The following is a 16,255-nucleotide window of genomic DNA, read 5'->3' on the forward strand; positions in this document are numbered from 1 at the left end:
TGATGTTGACGGCGTGCACCGCCGAAACGCCCTCCACGGCAACTTCGACTGTGCCAACAACAGCGACGACGGCGGGAGAATGCGCTCGGGTCGTTTACCACAGTGCACCCATCACCGACGATCTAATCGACAACGGATGCACTGATGACACCGGAAGCAAGCGAACAGGCATCTCCCGGAGTTGCAAGTCCGGGCAGCGCCTGTGGGAAATGGGCGACTACATCGGCATGAGCGGCAAGCCGATGCTGCCGTCCGACGAAAGGTCATCGGATGGAATCACAGCGCGAGTTCTCAATGATCTCGCCTGCGGCCGGTAGATAAGCGGGAGAGGTTCGGTGCGCCGCTCACGCACCGAACCTCTCTGTATCTAGAAGAGCCGGCAGGACACCGGACGGCGATGGGTCAACCGGCCGCCGCGATGCTGTCCGGGCCAGCGTCGGCGGGCACCAGGGCGCGGCTGGCGTCGTCGCGCGGATCCGCGATCGGCGTGACGAGCGGCTCGGCGCGGCGCAGCACGCCGAACGCGGCCAGCGCCGTGGTCACGAGGGTGACCGCGCCGGGCACCGCGCCGAGCAGGCCGGTCACGGCGTCGCCCTGGACCTGGGTGAGGATTCCCCACCCGACCAGGCTGGTGGTGACGGAGCCGAGCAGCGCGATCGCGGAGCCGATGCTGCGGAACGCGTCGCGGATCGGGCGCGGGCGCTGGTCAACGGATGCGGTCATGCCGGTACCTCCAAGGTGTTCGCCGCCACCGGGCCGGTGGCGGGGTCGATCACGGGCCCGCGCACGGAGACGTCGACCGACACCACGCGGTCGCGCAGGCCGGTCTCGATCCCGTCCTCTGCGGCCTGGCGGACGTCGGCCAGGAGTGCGGGCACGTCCAGTTCGCCGCCGTTCTGCGTCGCCAGCGCAACCAGAACCCGCTCCAGCGCGACCTGCGCCGCGGACTCGCGCGCCGCGCTGGCGGCCTGGCCGTCGCGGAGCTCCTGGTAGAAGTCCCGCAGCCTGACGGTGCGGGCCTGCTCGGTGTTGGGGTTGTCGGTGAACAGTGGCGAACCGAAGTTGTCCCCGTTCGGCACCAGCACGTCGTACAGGGTGTGTGCGTACCCCTGCGCACCACGCAGGAGGTTGACCATCGCCACCTCCTGTCCGGCCCACAACTGCACGGGCCGCGCCAGCAACTCGTCCACGATCTCGCGTGCGCTGGGCATGTTGTCCTCCTCGTCCACGCCTGGCCAGTAGTCGGCCATGCTGCTGATGTCGTAGTGCGCCGGGCTCTTGGCCTTGCCGGACGCTTCCGGCGCGCGGTACTGCTTCCCGACCGATCCGGCGGGCACCTCGGCGACGCCGTCGTACTCGGCCACCCAGTAGTGCGGCTGCGGTACGTCTGCCGCGTCGAACACGGCGCGCACCCCGGCCCAGTGGTTGCGTCGGTTGCAGTAGACGGTGGGGTCGATCCCGGCCGCCCGTGCACGGACCACCAGCGGCACCACGTTTTCCGGCGGCCAGATACACCCAGGCTCGACGTCGAAGACCTCGGCGTGGTGCGTCGCGCCGACGGCGCTGATCCTGACCTTGATCGCGTTGCGGAACCGGTCCCACGCTTCCTGGGACCACGCCCACCGGCCGTCTACGTAGCCGGCCACCATCTCGGCACCGGCCGGGATCTCCCACGGCCGCGTGCTGTCGTACATCGTGCGCATGTCACCTCCCGAGAGGTCGTAGAGGCGGCGTCGGAGTCGACGCCGTGGTGGAGGGCGGTGGCGTGACGGTCTGGGTGGTGCATGCCACGCCCGCGTCCTCAGTGGTGCCGTCGGTGTAAGTCACCCGCCACCGGCAGTCGATGACCGCGGTGTGCTGCACGCCGCGACCCGCCAGCCCGGCAGGAAGCGGCCCGGCGTCCGTCGACGTGCCGTCGGTGTAGGTGACGATCAAGCGATCGTCGAGTGCGGCCACGCTGGTGACACCGCGGCCGGGCGCGCCGTCGTCGCCGTCCGCGCCGGTCGTACCCACGACCTGGCCCACGTCCTCAGTGGTCTGATCCGAGTAGGACAGGATCAGGCGGCCAGCCAGGATCGCGGTACCGACAACGCCGCGGCCCGGCGCGCCGTCGACACCTGGCGCGCCCACCGGGCCTGCCGCGCCGACCACCGCGCCCTTGTCCTCGGTGCTGCCGTCGGAGTAGGCGATCAGCAGCCGGCCGGCCACGATCGACGTGGACGCGATGCCCCGCCCTGCAGGACCCGTTTCTCCCTGCTCGCCGACCGCCGGAGGCTGCACCGCTGGAGTACCGCCCAGCGAACGCACCTGGTCAGCCAACTGGTGGGCGGCATCTGCTGCCGTGCGCTGCCGCTCATCCAGGTGGCTGATCTCGGCCGACTGGTGGACGGTGTGCCAGGAGAGCCACACGACGCCGGCAAGCAGAAGCCCGAACCCCGCCGCGATCCACCACGGGCCCTTGTGGTCGCGTGTCTGTTCGGCGGCCTGGTCAGCGGCCTCATCGACCACGCCGGCGAACCGGTCCTCAGTGGTCACGCCGGATCAACTCCGTCCTCGGCCGGTGGATTTGGCTGGATGTGCCGCAACGCCTCAGCGATCTCCTCGGCGGTGAGTTCTCCGTCCGCCGCCGCGTCGGCGAGCGCTTTGGCGACCCGTTCCGCGCCAGCCTGTGCAGCCGCTGGCCGCTCCCGGCGGGTGCGTACCACCCCCCAAGCCGCCATTCCTGCTCCGGTGAGCGCGGTGACGACAGCACCGATCGCCTGAAGCAGATCCGCGATGTCACCCACTCACACCTCCCCTCACGACAAGCCCACGGCGAACACGCCCATCCAGCCCACGTTGTCCGAGGCGGCAATGAGCTTCCCGGTGCCGGCATCCGATGACCCGGACAGGCCGACGGTGATCTGGCCGCCAGAGGGCACAATGTCGGCGAACACCTGGCTCTTGACCTCCAGGAAGTCGAACGCTCCGGCGGTGTGGACGCGCCTCTTCCGGATGTATTTCTGGGACCCGCTCGTGGTGACCGACGCTCCGCCGGTCGCGCGGATGCGCCACGTCGCGGTGCCGGTGCTGGAGCAGGTCCATCCCGCGTCGACCAGCACCCAGTAGTAGACGCCCGCCGTGGCAGTGAACGGCACCGACTGCACCATCACCTCGGACGTGGTGAACGTGCTGCTGTCTGTCGTCCACGTGGTCTGGGCGACCAGTCGCCCAAGAGCGTTGGCGCGCCCTGATGTGAGCCTGGCCCCTGAAGGAATCGGCATGGTCTACTCCCCCTTCACAACGCCAGGTAGCTCGGCTGGGCAAGACGCACGCCCGCGCCCGCCTGGTGGGTCTTCACGACGTTGTTCGCGTTGCGCAGCACCGTGAAGGTCTGCGGCGACGAGCTGCCGGACACGGCGGTCACGGTCATGACCTCGCCGCCGATGCGGATGTCGAACGGGCAATCGGCCGCGCTGGTGGTCCACAGTTCGGTCGGGTTGCTTGTGACGACGTCGATGTCGGTCTCGATGGTGTCGAGGTCTTCGGCCAGCCTCGACGAGTCGGAGTCCAACCGGTCGAGTTCGCCGTCATCCAGATCGACTACGTGGTACGGCGATTCCGGCCGGCCGGTGATCGCGACCTGGTGCTGGAACCGGCCGATGTACTCCTCGTAGCCGACGACGAGTTGGGTCACGTCGTCGTAGATGTCCGCCGAGGACACGTTCGTCACCACGACGCGCGCGCCGACGTCGAGGTCCAGCAGCGCATCGGAGAGCGTCGCGTTCGCGGCCACGCTCGATGCTTCGCGCAGCACCCTGATCGAGGTGTAGCGCGGCTCGTCGACAGTGCCGAGGTGCAGAGCCCATCCGGCCAGGTCCGCCAGCAGCCCGTCGTGCTCCACGTTGACCGTGTCGTCGGTGTCGTACCGGCCCACGCCCCCCTCGCTTGCCGGCGCGGTGGACATCGGTCCGGTCTCCAGCACGGCACGCGCGTACGAGCCGTCGCGCCGGCGCACGGATACGTCGTTGCGGGTGGTCCGGTCGTCCTCGCGGGGTTCCCATCCGGGCTGGAGCTCGTGGCCGCCGAAGTCGATCGTCACCGCAGCCGGCTGGTTGTAGAGCGAGTCGCGGGCGATGTAGGACAGGGCCACGTCCCCTGCGGCCTCGTGCAGTACTCCGGCGTCGGCGCGGGCGCACTCGGCCAGCAGGTTGAGCAGGGTGCTCACCGACTGCGCTCCCATGGCCGTGCTGTAGGCCGCGTCGCCGTGCGTGATGACCGGGATCGCGTTTTCCGCACAGAGCCGCGTGGTCCGGGCGACAGCCGTCTCTCCGACGTGCGCGTTGAGCTGCGCCTTCAAGTCGAACAAGCCGGTGATCTGGTTTTGCACCAGCACGTGGCCGAGCACTGTGCTGTCGAGGTTCCGCTGCGGTGCGACCCATACTCTGGTGGCAGCGCCGAGCGTGTACCCGGTGGCGGTGCCGGACAAGACGAAGCCGGTGAACTGCCCCACTTCGAGGTATGCAAGGTCCCATTCGATGTCCGCTCCCGTCTGGGTCAGCTCGACCGAGACGCGGATCGACTTGCCGTCGATCCCGAAGGGGACCGAACCGGAACTCACCGGGATGGTGGCCTCATCCCGGCAGCCCTCCAGCCTCAGGGTTCCGCCGGTCCCGTAGACGACCTGCCAGAACAGGCTGCCGGAGGTGTAGAGGCGCGCGATGATCGCGTCGTTGACCGGCGGGTCCGACACGCTGATCTCCAAGAGGCACCGCATCTGGAGCTGGCCGGTCGCCGGGTACGGGGTCGTCCATGCGTCGAACGACCCGTCCCTCATCACCGGGAGCCGGTCTGAGCAGGCGAAGCTGGTGCTGCTGGCCAGGTTCGGACTCCCCGTGATCCGGCACGACTCATCACCAGCCAGCGCCGAGGCGATCTCCCGCGCCTCCGAGCCGTCCTCGCACGGCCAGTACGCCACCGCCCCCGCCGACACCGAGGCGCGCCGCAGTGCCGACTGGAGCGGACTCTCGCCCTGGCTGAGCCGGCGCAGGATGCCCGATGCCTCGACCCGCACGTACCTGTCCTGGCCCGTGCCGTCGCGGTGCGGCTCCCACGTCGGCACCTCGCCAGCGTGCCGCGGGCTCCGGATCGCGACGTCGTCGTAGAAGAACGTCACCGGCACGTTGGTGTTGCCGCCGCCGACACCGCTGCGCACACCGACCCAGCCTCGACGCGCGGGCCCCTTCGACCCCACACCGGCGCTCACGTGCCAACCTGCGGGCTCGCCGGCGGCGATGTTCCACACCTTCGCGCGCAGTCCCGCGCCCTCCATCTGGGCGCGCACGCGCAACGTCATGCCGCCGACGTAGGTGATGCCGGGCACCGTGACCGTGTCCGAGTAGGAGGTGCCGTCGGCGTGCATGAGCCGGACCGTGACGGCCTCGCTGGTCGTGATCACCACGCGGACCATGTGGTAGTCGCCTGTGGATACACCGCCCAGCAGGAGGTTCGCGGGCTCCAGATCTCCGCCGGTCACGTCGGAGGCCGACAACGTGACCGAGACAGCGACGTCGACTCGTGATCGTGAGACCGAGCCGAGGTAGTCCGCGCGCCACGCGACCGTCCCGCTGATGGTGTGCGTGGCTTTGCCACCGGACACGGCGTGGTCTGCGGCCGTGCCGGAGTTCCGGGTCGAGGACCACGTCAGTGCCGAGCCATTGTGGACGATTTCCGAGGTTCCCCAACCATTGGACACGGTGCGGGTGAACGTGTCGGTTCCGAGTCCGAGGGAGAGACGGAAAGGGGTATTGCGCCCAATGGATCCGAACCACTGGCCGACCGGGTTCCGGGGGTTGTAGTCGCGGCTCGTGTTGTCCAGTTCGAACGCGCAGGTACTGGCAGAGCCGGTGTTGTCCTCCGAGCTGAGGCCGCGCTGGATGTTGAGGCCCCCGCGCTGCAACACGTGGCCGGTGACGTCGCGCCAGCCACCGGCCAGGTGCAGCTCGGCGATCAGATCTTGTGCGGTGGCAGGAAAGCTCATCCGAACACCTCCGGCTGGCCGCCGCGGGACCGCACCATGTTCTTCAGCCAGTCGATGAAGAGCCGGTCCAAGCCGCCCGCGCGGCCGATGTTGGCGAAATCGAAGGTGAACCCTGCGCTGCTGCCTCCCGTAGTCATCCCCGCAGGCTCCAACTGCCGGCGGGACTCGGTGTAGGGCTGCACCTGTGCGCCCGGCGTGAGTTTCACTCGCTCGGGCCCGAGCTCACCAACCGTCGTCCAGCCTCCGCCCGACACGCCACCGTGTGCGTAGCCGCCGACGCCCCACCCGGTGTTCGATCTGCGAGAGTTGTCGTGCGAAGTGTTGGGATTGCCGTAGTCGACGTACTGCGCGGTGTAGGTGACCGTCCGATTCCGGGCCATGGCGTCCAGCCGTTGCGGGACGCCGTTCTCGTCGAGTCTCGCGATCGTGTCGAGGGACTTCGGCGTAAGCCCGTACACACCGAGCAGCGATTCCATCTGGGTCTCGGTCAGGCCCATGATCTGGCCGACAGCCACCAACCGGTTGTACTGCTCGATCATGTCGGTGTTCACCTTCAGCACGGCGGCGTCATGCGACCAGCCCGCATCTTCCAACTCCCGGACGGCAGCCGCAGCGTTGGAGAATCCGCTCTGCAGATTGATGATCGTGTCCTGGAGATCGGATCCGTTCTTGGTCAGGGTATTGACTTTTCCGTCCGCTCCGACCAGTGCGTTGCCGTATCCGTCCGCGTGGTTGGTGGCGTCGGAGAACGTGTCCGACAGGCCCCGGATGCCGTCGTTGATCTGCTGGGTCGCTTCCTCGTAGGACGGGGTGCGGCCCGCGATCTGGTCCAGCAGGGTTTGGATGCCCGATCCTCGCTCGGCGAGGTCGTCGCCGGCGTCCGCCAGCGCACGCCACGCGCTCTCCAGTTGTTCGGACGCGGTCTTCGCATCGTAGGTCGAGCGCCCGGTGGCAGCGGCTCCCTTCGCGATGTCCTTGAACATCGCGTCGATTCGCCCGCTGGTCACGATCATCGACTCGCCGTCCGCTGTCAGGCCGATTTCGGCGTTCACCTCGTACTTCCCGTAGCGGAAGAAGTTGGTGAACATCTCGATCTCTTCACCGATCGCGCCGAATTCGCTGTTGAGGTTGCCCAGGTCGCCGATCAGGTGGCCAGCCAACCCTGTCCCCGCCTCGACGAGTTGGCCCAGCGCCTTCGGGTTCCGCTCGATCGACTCGGCGAGCTCGTCGAAGTTTTCCGAGAGGCTGTCCACGATGCCGGGCATCCGGCCGCCGAGGTCGTCCATGACGCGCGACGCGCCGCGACTCAGCGGTTCGAGGTCGAAGCCAGCCCACGCATCGAAGAATTTTCCTGAGAACCGCGACACCGCAGGGGCAAGAGTGTCGAACGACCTGGACAGGCGCGGCGATATCTTGTCGAACGCGTCGCCGATGTGCTCGGACACGTTCACCATGGTCTTGCGCCACGGCTCGGCGATGCCCGCCCACTTGCCGCTCACGTCGTCGCTCATCCGCTGAAACGCCGTGCGAACCTCAGCGGTCCTGGCCGTGGTGACCATGCCGAGCGCAGCCAATCCACCGCCGAACCCCAACACGATCGCGCCGCCCGCCGCTGCTCCGAGAGGCAGTCCCGCAGCGGCGATCGCGCCCATCAGCGCAGGGCTGTTCAGTGCCCTCGGCAGCGATCCGGTGATCTTGTCCGCCATCTCCGTGAAACTGGAGATGGTCTTGTCCTTCGCGCGCCCGAACCCTTTCCGCATCGCGTCGGCCTTTTCGCCCGCCGACTCCCACGTCGAACGCGCCAGCGCGACGACGTGGCCGGACCAGAACTTGACCGACGCGAGCGTACGGTCCAGCGAGTCGTCGATGCCGCGTGACAACGCCTGGCCGCCGCGCCGCCCGGCGTCCCCGAGCACGTCGCCGATCGCGACCGCGACGCGGCCGAACGGTCCGACGACCCTGCCGGTCAGCCGCGCGGTCTCGGCCGAGACGTCGAGCACCGCGCGCCCGAACCGCACAACCGGGACGGTGGCGCGCGTCCAGGCCGCTTCGACCTGGTCCGCAACCTCGACCGTGCGGGCACCCCACATCCGGGCCGGTGCCATAGCGCGGTCGAACGCGTCCTCCATCGCGTCGCCGATGCGCGATGCCCTGACTGCCACGCGGTCGGCCATTCGATCGAGCGTGTCCACCACGAACATGCGGGCAGCGGCGGCCCGCGTCTGGACGCGGTCCATCGCGTCGTCCCACGCGTTGACCACCGCCGCTTTCGCCTCGGCGGCCGACGTGCGCACGCGCCGGACCGTGAGCATCCAGGTCGACCCGATCACCGCCGCAGCGCGCACCGATGCCGCGGCTGCGCTGTCGACCGCGTCCGCGACCTGGTCCCACGCATCCGACGCCGAGCTCGCCGCGCCGAGCAGCACGGCCCGCAGCCGGCGCGCGGGTTCCAAGCCGCGGTCGAGCGCTTCGGCCATGACCTGGCCGACCGACCGCATCCGGGACTGCAACCGGTCCAGCCGCAGCCCGCGGTACAGCGCCTCGCCGGCCTCGCTTCCTGTCCGCCACAGCGACAGCACCAGCTCGTCCAGCGCCGCCCCGGACTCGCGGGCCGCGTCCCGGAACACCAGGCCCAGTGGCATCCGCTCCGCAACCGACGCGGTCTCGTCGCCGAGCCGGGCGACCCGTGCCACCAGGCGCTCGGCGGCCGCGGTTGCCTCGTCCAGCGAGTCCGCCACCCGGTCCGTCTTCGCCGCGGTGTCGGCCACGCGCTCCAGGCCGTCAGCGGCGGCGGAGGCCTTGGCGTCGGCGCGGACCAGCGACTGAGAAAGCCTGTCGATCGCGGCCGGTGAAGGCTTGGCCGCCGCCTTCTCGACCGCACCAACGGACTTGGCCGCGTTGTCGGCGGCGGACTTGATCCCCTCGACCTTCTTGACGATCGCGTCGCGGGTGGCGGAGAACTTGTCCTTGCCCGTGACGACGATTTCGACGGTGTTCACCGCTCACCTCCTCAAGCCGCTTGCGTCTCCGCGCGCCGCTGCCGCACGAGCGAGTCGATCTCCAGCCACCGCATGACCCGGCTGTCCATCTGGTCGAACCGGTCGGGATCGCAGCCGAACCGCTCCCAGACGGTCAGGTAGAACTCAGCGATTCCGACCTCTCGGGGTCGGGTGACGGGACGTCCAGAACGGGGATCGACGCCTCCACCGCCGAACTCGAACCCATGGGCGAGCCAGGAGCGGAGGTCACGGCCAAAGGGTCGATCGGCTCCCGCGCCTGCTTGCTGGCCGGGTTCTCGGCCTTGGACGGGTTCGGGACGCGCGCGTTGTCGGCCCAGGCGTCGAGCAGTTCGATGATCGCTCCACCGTCGAACCCGCGAAGCGCGTCGCCCGTGCGCGGCAACGGTTGCCCGTCGCCGTCTTCCAGGTTCCAGGTGACGACGTGCTCGGCGCACAGTTCGACCTTGCGGTGGGCGTACGCCTCCCACGCGTCGTTGTCGTCCACCTTCGGCCGGTCGCCGAGGAAATCGAGCGCGGCGACCGACGGCGGCCGGATGTCGACCTTCATGTCGTGCAGCGCGTGGTCCCCGGGCCAGCGCAGCTCGATGATCCGTCCTGTGAATCCCATGACTGTGCTCTTTTCGGCGGATGGGCTGGGGGCTAGGACCAGGTGGGCACGGTGCCGTCGGCGAGCACCAAGGGCACGGCGCACGTCAGTTCGCCCGTGGCTGCCCTGGTGACCTGGTAGTCGGTCGGCAGGCACTCGTTCGCCAGCGTCTGCGACGCGATGGCGAGCGACACGGTGCGCGCGACGCTGGTGCTGGGCACGGTTTTGAACACGGCGTGAAAGGCGTTCGCAGCGGCGTTGAAGACCGCGTTGAGGTTGATGGAGAAGTCTGCGAGGTTGAGCAGCCGCTCGATTGCGGACTTGTCCACGCCGGTGACGTCCTGCACGGCGCGGGGCATCGCGAAGTCGAAGTTGGTGGTGTCGTTGCGGATGTCTCGGGGGGTACCGCCCGAATCGTCCACACTCAGGGTGGTCCATCCGAGACCGTTGATCTTGGCCATCGTTCTACTCCCCGGGTTCCAAGCGCGCCGCGACGCGCTCCAGGTTGGTCTGCATGTGGTCCAGCCAAGGATCGGGCCCGGAGTGGACGGTCACCCTTGCGCTGGTGTCCTGCCGCCAGTCGCCTCCGCGCGCCACGTACAGCGGGGGCACGTCCTCGTCGCGGATGACGTGGCTGTCCGCGTGGAAACACATCTGCTCGGTGTGGAACCGGAAGATGGTGCGCCCCTGCTCGTCGCGGGTCTCGGTGAATCGGCGGCCGGAGAAGTTGCGAACGTACTGGGCTTTGGCGTGCTGGTCGGGGTCCGACTCGTCGAATGCACTGATCCAGCCCTCGCGCCAGTGCTTGCAGTCGACTTCCCGACATGACGCCTTCCGCCAGTGCCGGGTCGGCCCGAGCGGGGCCGCCGTCGCGAACGTGATCATGGCGGCGGGGCTGAGCCGGGGCGGGATGCGGTTGATCACAGAAGCACCTCCGTTTCGTTCTTGACGGCGGCCACGACGAACACGAGCGAGGTGAACCCGCCGCTGGTGGTGGAGACGACGCGCAGGTACCGCTCGACCGTGAGCCCGCGCGCGGTCTGAATGCGCTGCGCCTGCGGGCCGGTGGTGACTGCGGTGAACGCGCCGCCGACCACGTCGGTCCAGGTGTCGGTTGCGCCGTTGTCGCTGGACTCCTGCAGCTTGATCGTGGCGTCGGCCCCGGTGAAGGCGACGACGTGCAGGTACGCCTGCAGGCCGTGCACGGTCCGGTTGGACAGGGAGGCGGTGCCGTTGACCGTCCACACCAGGCCGGTGAGGTCGGTGATGCCGGAGGTCGTGGCGACCGGGTGCGCGACGGCGGTCCCGCCGATCCCGGTGCGCACCTCGGCCTCGAACACCTTCCCCGCGAGCAGGTCGGTCGTGCCACCGTTGCGGGACCCCAGTTCCAGCACTGCGGTGCCCGCGTGGATCGAGGTGGCGGTGGCGGTGACGACGTCCAGGCCGAGCTGGGTCCAGGTGGTGCCGTCGGTGCTGGTGTAGAAGCGCACGGTGTAGCCGCTGGCACCGTTGTCGACGTCCATCGTGGCGCGGACCCACGCCGACGCCCCGGCGGCGAGCGCGGACAGGTTCGCGGTCGAGGTCTTGCTGATCACGGCGGTGCCGTCCGTGCTGAACGCGAGCACGAGCGCGCCAGCGGTCGACAGCAGCAGCGAGTAGGAGCGCTGGTTGCCCGTCGTCAGGAACTTGGCCACGATCGCGCTGTCCGCGGCGGGAGTCCAGTCGTCGGCCGCGATGTGCGCGCGGATGTCGATGTCGCCGACGATGTCCAGCGCCGCGGCGTCCGGCGTGGTCGCGGTGTTCCCGGAGCTGCCGGGCAACTGGAGGTACGCCTGGCCGGGGAACTCGACGCCCGAGCCGTCGGTGGCGGCGGTGTCGTGGCGCGGCGCGGCGGTGAGCAACTCGCCCCACTCCAGCCCGTACCCGTCGCCCTGCACGTTGACCGCGACGGAGAGCGAGCCGTCCTGCGGGCGGGTCGGGTCGTAGTTGATCTGCTTGCCGTAGAGGCTCGCCGCTGGCGACCCGATCGTGGTGGCGATGCACCCCATCGCGTACCGGCCGGAGGTGGGCAGCGCGCCGAGCACGTCGTGCGTCTCACCGTTGCTGGGGTTGAAGAACGCGGTCCAGTTCATGCGGCCGTCGCGCTGGCCACCGATCCGGACCATGGCCGACTTGGTGATCGGCGTGTAGTCCAGCGCGGCCGGGCCACCGCCGATCTCGCCGATTTCCTTGGTGTCGTCGCCGATCGCGTAGCCGTCGACGTAGAGCTGCATCCCCAGCCCGTTGCTCTTAGCCATCGGTGTCCTCCACGGGGATCAGCGGCCCGTTCGGGACCGTGCGGCTGCGATGCGTCGCGAGGTAAGCGAGGTCACCGCCACGACCGGAGGTCAGTTCCCGCCACGCGGCGCGGGCGGCGTCGACAACGTCGTCCGGGATTTCGGTCAGGTAGACGCTCGGCCCCACCCGCACCCCGTGGTGCGAGGCGCAGATCCACGGCCGCTGGATCTGCGCCGAGTTGAGGTCCGGGAACCAGCGCACGACCGTTCCGTCCAGCACCGTGTTCGTCACGGTGACTACCGGCTGACCTTCGTTCCACACGTCAGGGCACCTGCTCCCACACGTCGTTGACGATCACCGGCATGGTGATCGTCATGACCCGCATCCGGGCCCCGTCGTCCAACCTCAGCCACCCGGCCTGCGCCGCCATCGGTTGCCCGTAGGCGCCCAGCAGGTCCACCTCGGCCACCGCGCCGCCCAGGGTGAAGTCGCCGCTGTACGCGCCCATCAGCGCCGCGGTCGCGGCGGTGACCCGCGGGTCGATCCAGTCGTGGGGCGGCGCGTCGCCGTCGGTGTAGATCCGGACCGCCAGCACGAGGCGGGTGGAGGTGGTGTGCAGTCCGGACCGCGCGGCCACCGGTCCGAGCGCGTCGATCCACACCGCGGCCGACACCCCGTAGCCGGGCCGTGAAATCGGTTCGTGCCCGTTGACCGTCTCGAACCATCCCGACGTGAGCGCGTGGGTCTCGACCGCGGCGAGCACGCCCGCGATCACGGCCTCCGTCAACGGATTGACGCCGATGTCCGGGACGACGATCACGACCGGGCGGGCCTCGTAGTCCAGCGCGCCGTCCGCGTCGGTCACGGTCACGGTCACGGCGTACACGCCGGAATCGGTGTAGGTGTGCTGCGCCGACGCGATCGGGTGGGTCGTGACGGTGTCGCTGGTCCCGTCGCCCCACCGGTACCGGTAGGTCGCGCCGACCAGGCTCTCGTCGTCCTCAACGACCACCGTCGCCACGGCCAGCGCGCCGTTCGCCGTCACCGACATCTGCGTGATCCTGGGCGCGGTGTTCCCGCCCACGCCCAGCTCGTAAACGACGTCGCTGCCGTAGAAGGATTGGTTGCCGCTGCCGGTGTTCGGGAAGACTCCGGGGGTCAGGTGGTACAGGCCGTTGCCAGGCGTCACGCTGCCCGCGGCGAGCGCGGTCAGCGCGCTGTCGGCCGAGTTCACGTCGGCGACCAGTGCACCGGCCGCCGCGCCCTCGTTGCCGCCCGTGGCGAACGACACGACGAACTGCGTCCCGGCCGCGATCTCGACCGGGGCGTCGTAGGCGTGGGTGGTCCACCCGCTGCCGAGATCGTCCGGCAGGGTCGCGATGCCCAGCTGCGCGCCGCCGGTGGTCCACACCCGCGCGCGCCGGTTGGAGATGTTGATCTCGCTGGCCCCGGTCCACACGCGGGCGTGCGTCAGGGTGAGGTCGACGTTCGCGCGGTAGCGGGTGCCCAGCTCGTAGTCGTCCAGGTCGGACGCTTCGACGGGGTCAGGTCCGTCCCAGCCGTTCGGCACGGGCGCTCACCTCATCCTCGGGAGGTAGCGCTGCAGCACGTGCTCGGACAGCTCCAGGGCCTGCTTGTCCAGCAGAGCGGCGGCGCGCCGGAACGACCGGTAGCCCCGGAAGGAGGTCTCCGGTGAGTTGCGGCTGCCGGTGCCTTCCAGCCACGGCCCGTAGATGACGTCGCGGTCGTGGACCACCCGGTCGCTGCCCGCACGGTCGACGGTGACCTGGGTTTCGTAGTACGGAGTCGGATTCTGGATCGACGCGTTGAGGTTGCTCATGACGTTCGCGTAGCCCTGGCCGGCAACCTCGTCGAGCGCCGCGTCCAGGAACTCGCCGGACGCCTCGACCGCGCGGCCGTTGAACATCGGCCCCGACGCGACAACGACGATGGTCATGTCACACCGCCCGGATCCGGGCCTTGCGGCCATAGGCCGCGTACACCTCGGCGCGCAAGTCGCGCAGGCCTCGCGCGTAGGACTCGCGGGCGGTCTCGCCCGCGCCGATCTGCCGCGCGTAGCCGGCGAGCTCCTGGTGCACCGTGTTGATGGTCTCGGCGATGCACAGCTGCCGGACCGGATCGACCACGTGGTGGCGTGCGATCGGCGCGCCGATCAGGTGGGTGGCTGCGGTGGTGCCGAGTGCTCCGCGCTCGACGGTCAGCGCGCGGCCGGCGTAGATGGTCGACCCGGTGTGCGCGGCCAGCGTCGAGCCGTCCCACGCCCGGCGCACGCTCAGGTTGTTGCCCGCGATGTCGACGATGAGCATCCGCTCGGAGTCGAGCAGCACCACCTCGTCGTAGGCGTAGGTGGAGCCGTCGGCCACGGCGAGCGTGGTGGCGTTCTGCTGCGCCGCCAGTGGGGCTTGGACGGTCTGGCCGGTGCTGGCCATTCGCTTGCCGGTCACGATCATGCGCTCGGAGCCCACGAGCAGGATGTGGCCGACGCCGACCGCAGCCGAGTCGGTGACCGTGATGCTCGTGGCGGTGGTGCTCGACACCGCGACGGCAAGCGAACCTACGGGGTCGGTGTCTGCGTCGTAGCCCCACACTCCGGCGATGCTGATGGCCCGCTGGTGGGTCGCCCCCGCGCCGAACGATGCGCCGCCGGAGAGGTTGATCTCGACGCGGGTGTACGGCGGTCCGGCGTCTGGGCGCAGCAGGTAACCGGCCGGCGCGAGCGTCACTCCACCGGTGACGATGCCGGACACCGACACGAGTTCGTGCTGGTTGAGCCACAGACGCCACGACGTCCCGTGCTGGTCGTTCGGCCAGTCGAACGTGCGCGTCCCGGTCCACGGGTAGAACTTGCGGTGCAGGGTCAGCTCGATACCGCGCGAGGAGGCGGCGACGGCCCGGTCCACCCGTGCGGTGTCGCGCGCCGTGAACTTCGAGTCCGTCGCGCCCATCACGTCCTCGCGCGAGCAGTACCACGGGATCGTGGCCATCGGTCACCTCCTCTCGGTGTGGGGTGCTGGGGGCCCGTCCGCCCCGGGCCCCCAGCGGTCAGGTGGATCGCCAGCCGTCGAACGGGCAGTGCAGGACGCCGTTGCTGTTGCGCGCCAACGGTTCGCCGTCGTTGGGGCAGGCTGTCGGCGTGCGGGCCACGTCCTCCCGTACTAGCGCCGCTGCTTCGCGACTGATGTCCAACAGCTGCTCCCAGCTCATGGCGTGCCGGGGTTGGCGTCGTGCTCGCGGAGTCGGGCGATCAGCTCGGGCTTGAGACCCGCAGTCGACAGCCCCCGGTCGGCCAGCTCGGCGCGCAGCTGCACGGCGGTCCGCGCCTCGTAGTCCGGCTCGGCGACGTGTTCGGCCGTGTCGTCCCCGCTCTCGTCGGGCGACTGCTGCGGCTCGACGTCCGGCGTGGGCTCGACGTGCCCGTGCCCTTCGCCCACCACCAGTTCCGGGCCGTGTTCGCCGACCGTCACCACGTCACCCTGGTCGGCCGACCGCTCGACGGGTTCCTCGGCGACCCGGCTGGGCGGCGCGACGTCGGGCCCGTTCGGGTCGGCCGCGTTGCTCGGTCCGCCGTGGACAGTGACCTTGGCCATCTTCGGGTCCTCTCTCAGCTCACCGGGCCACCAGAGCGCGAGCCGGCTTCCGCACACTTCGCACAGATAGGTGGGCAGTTCGACCACGCCGACCGCTGCCCGGCGCAGGAGTACGCGCCGCTTCTGGCCCGCCATCCGGCAGCCGTCCGAGGTGCAGCCGGCCGTGACCGCGGCCGGCACGCGGCCTACGGTGTCGTCCGCGAGTTCGGTGGACGCGCAGTGCGGGCACACCGCCACGCCGATCGCGTAGCGGGTCCCGCACTGCCCACAGACCGGCATCACGACTAGGCCGCGACTACGGACGCGCCGTCGTCGTACGGCACGTAGGTCAGGTACCAAGTGATCGCGCCGTCCGTGCCGGCCGAGACGTGCTCGATCTGGCCGACGGGAAGGATCAGCCGGCGGGAGAGCCCGGCCGCGCCGCGGACGATCGACGAGGCGGGCGCGCCGTCGAAACCGAGGACGGTGCCCGCCGCGGTGTCGGTGGTGCCGATGTCGGTGGCGGCCACGATGTCCGACGTGTCGCCCGTGGTCGGGTTGTTCTGCAGCTTGTAGGAGTTCGCCACGGTGATCGCCGTGGTGACCACGCCGATCAGGCTGGTGACCATGACGCGGCCGCCCGCGATCGTGAACAGCGGCACGGTGGTCGCGGCCAGCGTGCCCGTGGCCTTGGAGATCGGGTCGGAGCCGAGCAGCATCCGCCGAATCGCCTTGAGCGCGGTGGGAGTGGGAGCCATGCGTCCGT

18 protein-coding genes are annotated in these 16,255 nt (G+C 69.7%); all 18 read right to left on the minus strand.

Features of this window, described 5'->3' with window-relative positions:
• Positions 1-402 precede the first annotated feature (402 nt).
• The 18 genes from AB0G01_RS18570 to AB0G01_RS18655 all read right to left on the minus strand — a co-directional run bounded on the left by AB0G01_RS18570 (position 403) and on the right by AB0G01_RS18655 (position 16,247).
• On the minus strand, positions 403-723 hold the full coding sequence (locus tag AB0G01_RS18570) for a hypothetical protein (protein ID WP_360946930.1): 321 nt from the start codon (positions 721-723) through the stop codon (positions 403-405).
• Positions 720-1,703 (minus strand): hypothetical protein, encoded by a 984-nt coding sequence (locus AB0G01_RS18575; RefSeq protein WP_360946932.1) that lies wholly within the window; start codon positions 1,701-1,703, stop codon positions 720-722. The genes AB0G01_RS18570 and AB0G01_RS18575 overlap by 4 nt, the downstream gene beginning before the upstream one ends.
• 1 nt (position 1,704) lies before the next feature.
• On the minus strand, positions 1,705-2,535 hold the full coding sequence (locus tag AB0G01_RS18580; protein ID WP_360946934.1) for a hypothetical protein: 831 nt from the start codon (positions 2,533-2,535) through the stop codon (positions 1,705-1,707).
• On the minus strand, positions 2,532-2,786 hold the full coding sequence (locus AB0G01_RS18585) for a hypothetical protein (RefSeq protein WP_360946936.1): 255 nt from the start codon (positions 2,784-2,786) through the stop codon (positions 2,532-2,534). Before AB0G01_RS18585 ends, AB0G01_RS18580 begins: the two co-directional genes overlap by 4 nt.
• Before the next feature lie 12 nt (positions 2,787-2,798).
• Positions 2,799-3,149 carry a hypothetical protein gene (locus tag AB0G01_RS18590; RefSeq protein WP_360946938.1) on the minus strand — a complete coding sequence of 117 codons (351 nt, stop codon included), beginning with the start codon at positions 3,147-3,149 and terminating at the stop codon, positions 2,799-2,801.
• A gap of 128 nt (positions 3,150-3,277) precedes the next feature.
• Positions 3,278-6,019 carry a hypothetical protein gene (locus tag AB0G01_RS18595; protein WP_360946940.1) on the minus strand — a complete coding sequence of 914 codons (2,742 nt, stop codon included), beginning with the start codon at positions 6,017-6,019 and terminating at the stop codon, positions 3,278-3,280.
• Positions 6,016-9,018, minus strand: a complete 3,003-nt coding sequence (locus AB0G01_RS18600; RefSeq protein WP_360946942.1) for a hypothetical protein — start codon at positions 9,016-9,018, stop codon at positions 6,016-6,018. The genes AB0G01_RS18595 and AB0G01_RS18600 overlap by 4 nt, the downstream gene beginning before the upstream one ends.
• A 133-nt stretch (positions 9,019-9,151) precedes the next feature.
• On the minus strand, positions 9,152-9,646 hold the full coding sequence (locus AB0G01_RS18605) for a hypothetical protein (RefSeq protein WP_360946944.1): 495 nt from the start codon (positions 9,644-9,646) through the stop codon (positions 9,152-9,154).
• Between the two features lie 32 nt (positions 9,647-9,678).
• Positions 9,679-10,086 carry a hypothetical protein gene (locus tag AB0G01_RS18610; protein ID WP_360946946.1) on the minus strand — a complete coding sequence of 136 codons (408 nt, stop codon included), beginning with the start codon at positions 10,084-10,086 and terminating at the stop codon, positions 9,679-9,681.
• 4 nt (positions 10,087-10,090) lie between these two features.
• Positions 10,091-10,549: a hypothetical protein gene (locus AB0G01_RS18615; RefSeq protein WP_360946948.1), complete on the minus strand. Its 459-nt coding sequence runs from the start codon at positions 10,547-10,549 to the stop codon at positions 10,091-10,093.
• The gene (locus AB0G01_RS18620) at positions 10,546-11,922 is read right to left on the minus strand and encodes a hypothetical protein (RefSeq protein ID WP_360946950.1); all 1,377 of its coding nucleotides are present in this window, start codon (positions 11,920-11,922) and stop codon (positions 10,546-10,548) included. The genes AB0G01_RS18615 and AB0G01_RS18620 overlap by 4 nt, the downstream gene beginning before the upstream one ends.
• A complete protein-coding gene (locus AB0G01_RS18625; protein ID WP_360946952.1) occupies positions 11,915-12,193 on the minus strand; it encodes a hypothetical protein in 279 nt (92 codons plus the stop codon). The genes AB0G01_RS18620 and AB0G01_RS18625 overlap by 8 nt, the downstream gene beginning before the upstream one ends.
• A 31-nt stretch (positions 12,194-12,224) precedes the next feature.
• Positions 12,225-13,472: a DUF4082 domain-containing protein gene (locus AB0G01_RS18630; protein WP_360946954.1), complete on the minus strand. Its 1,248-nt coding sequence runs from the start codon at positions 13,470-13,472 to the stop codon at positions 12,225-12,227.
• A gap of 6 nt (positions 13,473-13,478) precedes the next feature.
• Entirely contained in the window at positions 13,479-13,859 is a 381-nt protein-coding gene (locus AB0G01_RS18635; protein ID WP_360946956.1) for a hypothetical protein, read from the minus strand.
• Between the two features lies 1 nt (position 13,860).
• The gene (locus tag AB0G01_RS18640; RefSeq protein WP_360946958.1) at positions 13,861-14,907 is read right to left on the minus strand and encodes a hypothetical protein; all 1,047 of its coding nucleotides are present in this window, start codon (positions 14,905-14,907) and stop codon (positions 13,861-13,863) included.
• 58 nt (positions 14,908-14,965) lie between these two features.
• Positions 14,966-15,109 (minus strand): hypothetical protein, encoded by a 144-nt coding sequence (locus AB0G01_RS18645; protein ID WP_360946960.1) that lies wholly within the window; start codon positions 15,107-15,109, stop codon positions 14,966-14,968.
• 14 nt (positions 15,110-15,123) lie between these two features.
• On the minus strand, positions 15,124-15,789 hold the full coding sequence (locus AB0G01_RS18650; RefSeq protein WP_360946962.1) for an SAP domain-containing protein: 666 nt from the start codon (positions 15,787-15,789) through the stop codon (positions 15,124-15,126).
• A 5-nt stretch (positions 15,790-15,794) separates the two neighbouring features.
• Positions 15,795-16,247, minus strand: a complete 453-nt coding sequence (locus tag AB0G01_RS18655; RefSeq protein WP_360946964.1) for a hypothetical protein — start codon at positions 16,245-16,247, stop codon at positions 15,795-15,797.
• Positions 16,248-16,255 lie beyond the last annotated feature (8 nt).

The organism is Actinosynnema sp. NPDC023587, from assembly GCF_040640215.1.
Lineage (GTDB): Bacteria > Actinomycetota > Actinomycetes > Mycobacteriales > Pseudonocardiaceae > Actinosynnema.

Excerpts from the sequence above, each read along its gene's own strand:
- AB0G01_RS18570 (WP_360946930.1), bottom strand. The coding sequence starts at position 723 with ATGACCGCATCCGTTGACCAGCGCCCGCGCCCGATCCGCGACGCGTTC.
- AB0G01_RS18575 (WP_360946932.1), bottom strand. The coding sequence starts at position 1,703 with ATGCGCACGATGTACGACAGCACGCGGCCGTGGGAGATCCCGGCCGGT.
- AB0G01_RS18590 (WP_360946938.1), bottom strand. The coding sequence starts at position 3,149 with ATGGTGCAGTCGGTGCCGTTCACTGCCACGGCGGGCGTCTACTACTGG.
- AB0G01_RS18595 (WP_360946940.1), bottom strand. The coding sequence starts at position 6,019 with ATGAGCTTTCCTGCCACCGCACAAGATCTGATCGCCGAGCTGCACCTG.
- AB0G01_RS18605 (WP_360946944.1), bottom strand. The coding sequence starts at position 9,646 with ATGGGATTCACAGGACGGATCATCGAGCTGCGCTGGCCCGGGGACCAC.
- AB0G01_RS18610 (WP_360946946.1), bottom strand. The coding sequence starts at position 10,086 with ATGGCCAAGATCAACGGTCTCGGATGGACCACCCTGAGTGTGGACGAT.
- AB0G01_RS18620 (WP_360946950.1), bottom strand. The coding sequence starts at position 11,922 with ATGGCTAAGAGCAACGGGCTGGGGATGCAGCTCTACGTCGACGGCTAC.
- AB0G01_RS18635 (WP_360946956.1), bottom strand. The coding sequence starts at position 13,859 with ATGACCATCGTCGTTGTCGCGTCGGGGCCGATGTTCAACGGCCGCGCG.
- AB0G01_RS18640 (WP_360946958.1), bottom strand. The coding sequence starts at position 14,907 with ATGGCCACGATCCCGTGGTACTGCTCGCGCGAGGACGTGATGGGCGCG.
- AB0G01_RS18650 (WP_360946962.1), bottom strand. The coding sequence starts at position 15,789 with ATGCCGGTCTGTGGGCAGTGCGGGACCCGCTACGCGATCGGCGTGGCG.
- AB0G01_RS18655 (WP_360946964.1), bottom strand. The coding sequence starts at position 16,247 with ATGGCTCCCACTCCCACCGCGCTCAAGGCGATTCGGCGGATGCTGCTC.